At 54.6% G+C, this 6,651-nt stretch carries 5 protein-coding genes and 2 pseudogenes; 2 read left to right on the forward strand and 5 right to left on the reverse strand.

From position 1 onward, the window contains the following. Positions 1-26 precede the first annotated feature (26 nt). From AN476_RS21865 to AN476_RS21885, 5 genes and pseudogenes are all read right to left on the reverse strand, one after another. A pseudogene (locus tag AN476_RS21865) lies at positions 27-377 on the reverse strand (transposase); the annotation flags it as partial. A 219-nt stretch (positions 378-596) separates the two neighbouring features. Then, complete coding sequence (locus AN476_RS21870; RefSeq protein ID WP_054463882.1) at positions 597-1,391, reverse strand: IclR family transcriptional regulator; 795 nt, start codon at positions 1,389-1,391, stop codon at positions 597-599. 10 nt (positions 1,392-1,401) lie between these two features. After that, on the reverse strand, positions 1,402-2,760 hold the full coding sequence (locus tag AN476_RS21875; protein WP_054463883.1) for a TRAP transporter large permease: 1,359 nt from the start codon (positions 2,758-2,760) through the stop codon (positions 1,402-1,404). Next, the gene (locus AN476_RS21880; protein WP_054463884.1) at positions 2,760-3,428 is read right to left on the reverse strand and encodes a TRAP transporter small permease; all 669 of its coding nucleotides are present in this window, start codon (positions 3,426-3,428) and stop codon (positions 2,760-2,762) included. Before AN476_RS21880 ends, AN476_RS21875 begins: the two co-directional genes overlap by 1 nt. A 97-nt stretch (positions 3,429-3,525) precedes the next feature. Next, positions 3,526-4,758 carry a TRAP transporter substrate-binding protein gene (locus AN476_RS21885; RefSeq protein ID WP_054463885.1) on the reverse strand — a complete coding sequence of 411 codons (1,233 nt, stop codon included), beginning with the start codon at positions 4,756-4,758 and terminating at the stop codon, positions 3,526-3,528. A gap of 110 nt (positions 4,759-4,868) precedes the next feature. On the opposite strand from AN476_RS21885, the gene AN476_RS21890 reads away from it, so the two are divergent. After that, positions 4,869-6,470, forward strand: a complete 1,602-nt coding sequence (locus AN476_RS21890) for a GMC family oxidoreductase (RefSeq protein ID WP_054463886.1) — start codon at positions 4,869-4,871, stop codon at positions 6,468-6,470. Positions 6,471-6,539: 69 nt separating this feature from the next. Next, positions 6,540-6,651, forward strand: a pseudogene (locus AN476_RS23665) (IS5/IS1182 family transposase); the annotation flags it as partial.

Raw genomic sequence — 6,651 nt, forward strand, 5'->3', positions numbered from 1 at the left:
TGACAAACAGGTCAATCAGGCGGCCACGCCCCCGTTCGGTGAACTTTGAGGTAAGTGGCATCGATCATGACCGTTGTCTGTTCGCCGTGCTCAGCGGCCAGACCCGCCATCATCTGCGCAAAGATACCTTTATCGCTCCAGCGCCTCCAACGGTTGTAGAGGGTCTTGTGTGGACCGTATTCCTTCGGCACCTCACGCCTTCTTAAGCCGTTGTGATTGATGAAGATAATACCGCTCAGAACGCGCTTATCATCCCTCTCGGGACATTGCTGCGCAATGCCCTGCCGGGCAGTGAACACGTGGCTTGCCATGAGATTTGGGGAGTAGGGTTCCAAACGTGCCATCTGCGCGTCGTTCAGCCAGAAAAGGCCAGACATGTTCACCGCTCGTATTTCGAACGATGAATCACGAAGCACAGAATAAATCAATGGGTCCTTAGCCTAGTTTAGGCCGCCATTGGTCCCGAAAACTCTGACGACAGAAAGAATATTCTGATCCGATTGCCTGAAGATCGAGATCGATCTCTATTGCTTTAACTCGTAAGTAGACACAAAAAGCGCCCTAAGACTGGACAGGCGTATCCTGGTTCCACGGCATTAGCCTTCAGTCACTTGACCCTCATGAAGCTCGCTCAAGCGCATCGCAGCGGATTTCAATGGTCCGAGGAATTTGAGAATCTGGCTCAGTGAATGGCGTTGAACCGGGGCGTGAACTGAAAGGGTTGCCACCAATCTACGCTGAGTGTCGAGAACTGGCACTGCAATCGCGGTCATGCCCGTCATGAACTCCTCATCATCGGTTGAGTAGCCACGCTCACGAGTCTTCTGCAGTTCTGCGCGTAGGGCATCAGGACTGGTGATTGTCTGTTCTGTTTGCGCCTCCAGAGCCCGGGCGGAGAGCACACTATTTAATGTCGCACTACGTAATGTCGACAAATACATCTTGCCGCTGGCCGTGCAGTGGAACGGCACCTGGGTCCCAATGGGGAGCTGAATGCGCAGTGGCCATTTGGTCTCAACACGATCCAGATAGGTCATACCTTCGCGATCTGGCGTCGCCAGATTGCAGGTTTCGCCGATTTCCTCGGCCACGGCTTTGAGAATGATCAGACGCGCTGTACGCAGATGTTCAGATGAAATGGTGTTGACGGCCAGTGACCTCAGTCTGGGACCAGGCCCATAGGAGCGACCGTCGAGATCTCGTTGTAAAAAGCCTTCCTCTTCAGCGGTTTGCAACAATCGGTGCAGGGTGGGTTTTGGCAAACCCAGGGCCTCAACCAGTTGTGCAGGCTTAACAGCGACGCCCCGCCGGACGACCTCCTCTAGGATCAACAGCAACCGCAGATTGGTTGGGATCTGTGTTTCTTTGGTGGAGCTCGTCTGGTCGGGCATGGCATCACATCTATCTATTGGGCAGCAGGATCAGCGCCAGGTCAGGAACCAGGGCAACCAGTATCCAGACGCTAATCAAAGCCGCAAGGTAGGGCACGGTATAGCGCAGCAACCGGAAGTAGGGAACGCCCGTAACACCGGATGCCACATAGAGGTTAAGCCCGTAGGGCGGCGTGATAAAGCCAATCGAGGCCCCCACCAGAAAGATTACGGAGAAATGGATCGGGTCGATTCCCACCGAGGCCGCAATGGGTGCGAGGATTGGTGCGAGGATGATGGTTACCGGCAGGCTTTCCAAGACCATGCCAGAGAAGAAAACAATCACCATCGAGGTAAAGAGCACCGCGTGGTAGCCGCCCATCGAGGTGACAAAATCACCGATGGTCTGCTGCGCCCCCAGCAGCGACAGGATCTGCTGCATCACGACAGAGATCGCAATCAAGGGGGCCAGAATGCCGGTGATCTGGGCTGAACGCACCACAACTGATGGGATCTGCGGGATGGTAAAGCCTTCGACCACCAGCATTTCAGCGTAGGATTTTTCAGAAATTGGCTTGTCCTTGCGGGATCCCATGATCCGATTAAACGGATAGCTGACCAATCCTGCGATGACACAGAAACCAACGGTCACACCTGCGGCTTCAGTCGGAGAGAACTTGCCCGTATAGATGCCCCAGAGCACCAGACCGATGGCAAAGAAACCAAGCCAAGCACCAAATGCGGTTTTCAAGACCCGGCTCATTTGCAGCGGGATCAGATGGCCCCAACCGTTGATCCGGCAGATCACCCAGCAGGCCAGCTGCATGCCAATCACCATCAGTGCTCCGGGCAGGATGCCGGCCACAAACAGATCCGAAATCGGCAAGTTTAGGAGGAATCCATAGACGATAAAGATAATTGAGGGGGGGATGATGATCCCCACTGTACCGCCTGCAGCTGCGGTTGCTGCAGAGAAGCGCTCATCATAACCACCTTTGACCATTTCGGGATGTAGCATCGACCCAATAGTAGCGGTGGTGGCCGAGTTCGAGCCGGAGATCGCCGCGAACAAGCCGCAGGCCCCAAGGGCGGCCATAGCGAGCCCGCCCCGCAGCCAGCCAAGGCAAGCATAGGCGAAATCGGATAATCGCCTGGCAATCCCGGACTGGTTGATCAGATCCCCGGTGAGGATGAACAAGGGCATCGCCAGAAGGGCAAAGCCCTTGTTGAAAACATTCAGCAGCTCGGCCCCCATATTGTCGAGCGTCAGCCCCAGCACAAAGGAGCAGCCAATCACCCAATAGGCGATAACCAGCAGCACCGGCACGCCAAGCATGAACAAGAATGTGACCCCAAGCGAGATCAATGTAACCCAGGAACCGTCAGTCATCAGATATCTCCCCCGATCACAGCCTGTTTGATCAGCGGTGCCCCAGAGCGCCAGTTCGCCAAATCCTCGAAGAGGTTTTCAAACACCCGCGCCACCATCAGCACAAAAGACATCGGCGCCGTGATCAGGAACCACCACTGCATGACATTGTCGGTGCCCAGCACGATCTGAAAATTTGACGCCGACAGCGCCGTCATCCGCGCGGTGGTGACCAGTACGATCACCGCAAAGACAAACCACAAAACCGCATCCAGCATCAGACAGGCCAACTGCCCGCTGCGTGGCATCATGGTGCGAAATTCAGCAAAGCTGAGGTGAGTGCGCAGGCGCACATTAAAGGCGGCGCCAAACCAAGCCATGATCATGAACAGCAGTGGCGGGATGGTTGTCGACCAGGGCTGTTGGTTAGAAAAGATGAAGCGATCAATGACGCCCCAAAAAATGATGAAGGCAATTGCAAGATAGCTATAGACCATCACCGTGCGTTCTAGGTGTCGATCCAGCCAGGGCAGCAGTTTATAGATCCACAACATGATTAAGCCGCTCAGCGCGGTGGCAACTGTGCCAAAAACCCAGGCGCCTTCGGTCTTGAGCGCATTGCGGATTTCCCAGCTGTCTTGCGACAAGAATGCTCGCAATATGTCACTGATCTCTGACCAGAGTCCCATCTTTTCCTCCCTATTGTCCGCCGGCTAAACCGGTCTTAACTGGACACGTCGGATCGGCGCGCAAATGCACGCCGATCCTTGTTCATGGTATCTGGTTTTAGGATTTCCACCAGCGTCGCGGCTCGACGTTCTCTGGCTTCATGTCCTTGGGCACCTGGCGCGCGATGTCATAGATCTCCTGATAGGTATCAATGCCACCGGCCCAGCCGTTCAGCCGTTCACGCCACTGTTCCCACAGCTGTGGCTGGAACTCGGGCGAGCACATTTCCTCGGCCATTTTGATCTGATCATCTGCCAGGAATGCATTGCGCACATTGTTTTCGGCAAAGATCGTGCCCGGCATCTGCGGGTCAGAATGACCAACGGTTTTGACCAGCGCCGCCTCGTTCGCCGCCTGGACATGGGTCTGCGCCCAATAGGCGCTTTCCATCACCGCATCCTGCAGATAGCCCTCAAGCCCATCAAACACTGCCGCGCTCATGGAGGTGTGCTCGGTGCCACAGAAGAACTTCAGGTCAACTGACTGGCTAACCACTGGCGACATATTGGCATAGGCCACAGCAGAGGCCCAGGTTTCGGCGCCGTCAATCAGACCCTGCTTCAAACCATCCAGAGTTTCTTCCCAAGCGACTGGCACCGGGTTGAGGTTAAGCGCCTGCATGGCAATGCGGCCAAGCTGGGTGCCTGTGACACGGTTCTTGGTTCCGAACAGCTGCTCCAGCTTGGTCACGGTGGGTTTGTCCTCCCAGCCGAGGCCCAGCTGAATGCCGCGCAACTCACAATGGCTAAACAGGAACTTCAATCCATGCCTTTTTTCCAGCGGGTCCCGCAGGATGCGCTGTGATTCGGGGCTATAGAGGAAATGGTACTGCGAGGCCCGGCCGGGGAACATATAGGCATAGTCGAGCACGTTCAGATAGGGCGCGCCACCGGCGGAATTTTGGGTTGAGGCGGCATAGATATCCACGATGCCCTGCTGAGTTTTCTCTACGCAGGAGGTCTGGCCACAGATTTGATTATTGCCGATAAATTCAATCCGGATCTCCCCATCCGTCCGGCTTTCCAGATCGCGGGCAAACTCCAACGCGCCAGCCCGTTCGATCAGCAGGTTTTGCGCATTAAACCCGGCGGCACCAAACTTTAGCGTGTGCTTAGCGGGCTTAGTAAACCGCTTCTCATAGGTCGATTCAGCCGCTGATGCGAGATTGGCCAGGCTCATGGCCCCTCCAAAGCCCCCCGCCGCCAATAGTGTCGAGCTCATACCGTAGCGCCCAGCGACGCGGAACAGGTCCCGCCGCGAGATATGATGAAGATTCTCCTTGAGTCCCATAGTCTTCCTCCCTAGATGATCATTATTGAGACGTTTTATCTCAAAAAAAGCTAGCTCAATTCATACAATCTGCATAGACTTTTTTTCGTGAGCAACTGGAGGGACGAGTTTTGGAGGCTGATTTTATTATCGTGGGCGCAGGTTCCGCAGGCTGTGTCATCGCCAATCGGCTGAGCGCTGACCCTAGCAAAAAGGTCATCCTGCTCGAGGCTGGCGGGCGTGATATCAATCCTTGGATCCACATCCCCGTTGGCTACTTCAAAACCATTCACAACCCAAAGGTGGATTGGTGTTACAAGACGGAACCAGACCCGGGCCTGAATGGTCGATCAATCGAATGGCCGCGCGGCAAAGTGCTGGGCGGATCCTCTTCGCTTAATGGATTGCTCTATGTGCGCGGACAGTCACAAGACTATGATCGCTGGCGGCAAATGGGCAATGAGGGCTGGGGGTGGGAGGATGTTCTGCCCCTGTTCAAGCGCAGTGAAAACAACGAACGCGGCGGCGATGTCTTTCATGGCGATCAGGGCGAGCTTTCTGTATCAAATATGCGCATTCAACGCCCCATTACAGATGCCTGGGTTGCTGCGGCGCAGGCTGCGGGCTACAAGTTCAATTCCGATTACAACGGCACCGATCAGGAAGGCGTTGGCTTCTTCCAGCTCACAGCTCGCAATGGGCGGCGCTGCTCTTCGGCAGTGGCTTTTTTGAACCCGGTCAAATCAAGACCAAACCTGCAGATCATTACCCATGCCCATGTGCAGCGTGTTGTATTGGAAGAAAAGCGCGCAACTGGTGTTGCCTATAAGGATCGCGGTGGCGACACGCATCTTATCAAAGCAAATCGTGAAGTAATCCTCTCTGGTGGAGCAATTAACTCGCCACAAATCCTGATGCTCTCGGGCATTGGTGAAGCTGAGCATCTGGCAGAACATGGTATCAAGACGGTTGTTGATTTGCCCGGTGTCGGCAAGAATATGCAGGATCACTTGCAGGCCCGATTGGTCTATAAGTGTAACGAGCCAACCCTAAATGACGAGGTCAGCTCACTCCTGGGGCAGGCAAAAATCGGATTGAAATATCTAATGTTCCGGGCTGGTCCCATGACCATGGCTGCCAGTCTGGCCACCGGTTTCCTGAAAACGCGCCCCGAGTTGGAAACCCCTGACATTCAGTTCCACGTCCAGCCACTTTCAGCGGAAAACCCTGGCAAAGGCGCAGACAAGTTCTCGGCTTTCACCATGTCGGTCTGTCAGCTTCGCCCCGAATCTCGCGGTGAAATCCGGTTGAATTCCCGTGATCCCAGCGCCTATCCAAAGATCATCCCCAATTACCTCTCGAGCCAAACAGATTGTCAGACTGTGGTGGACGGCGTGAACATCGCGCGAAGGATTGCGCGACATTCTCCGTTAAAGTCAAAGATATCTGAAGAGTTTCGCCCTCAGGCGGATCTAGACATGGATGACTATGAGGCAACACTGAATTGGGCCCGCAACAATACTGCCTCAATCTACCATCCCACCGGCACCTGTAAAATGGGTCAGTCCCGTCAAGCAGTTGTTGATGCTCAGCTACGGGTGCACGGCATTTCAGGACTGCGCGTTGCCGACTGCTCTATCATGCCAGAGATTGTCAGCGGCAACACCAATGCTCCTGCTATCATGATTGGAGAAAAGGCCAGTGTGCTTATTGCACAAGCTCACAAAACATAAAGTTTAGGTAAGGTCAGAGCCAAAATTGCAAAAGATAGGTCAGCAGCTCTACCTAAATGGCTCAACCTTCGGTGGTTTGTCCAATTAGCTCCGGATCACGGCGAACAGACAACGGTCATGATCGATGCCACTTACCTCAAAGTTCACCGAACGGCGTCCAGTCTGGGCGTCAAAAAGGGGT

Origin of the sequence: Phaeobacter sp. 11ANDIMAR09, from assembly GCF_001294455.1 — a bacterium.
Classification (GTDB): Bacteria; Pseudomonadota; Alphaproteobacteria; order Rhodobacterales; family Rhodobacteraceae; genus Pseudophaeobacter.

Coding starts and splice junctions, on each gene's coding strand:
- AN476_RS21870 (WP_054463882.1), bottom strand. CDS start 1,391: ATGCCCGACCAGACGAGCTCCACCAAAGAAACACAGATCCCAACCAAT.
- AN476_RS21875 (WP_054463883.1), bottom strand. CDS start 2,760: ATGACTGACGGTTCCTGGGTTACATTGATCTCGCTTGGGGTCACATTC.
- AN476_RS21880 (WP_054463884.1), bottom strand. CDS start 3,428: ATGGGACTCTGGTCAGAGATCAGTGACATATTGCGAGCATTCTTGTCG.
- AN476_RS21885 (WP_054463885.1), bottom strand. CDS start 4,758: ATGGGACTCAAGGAGAATCTTCATCATATCTCGCGGCGGGACCTGTTC.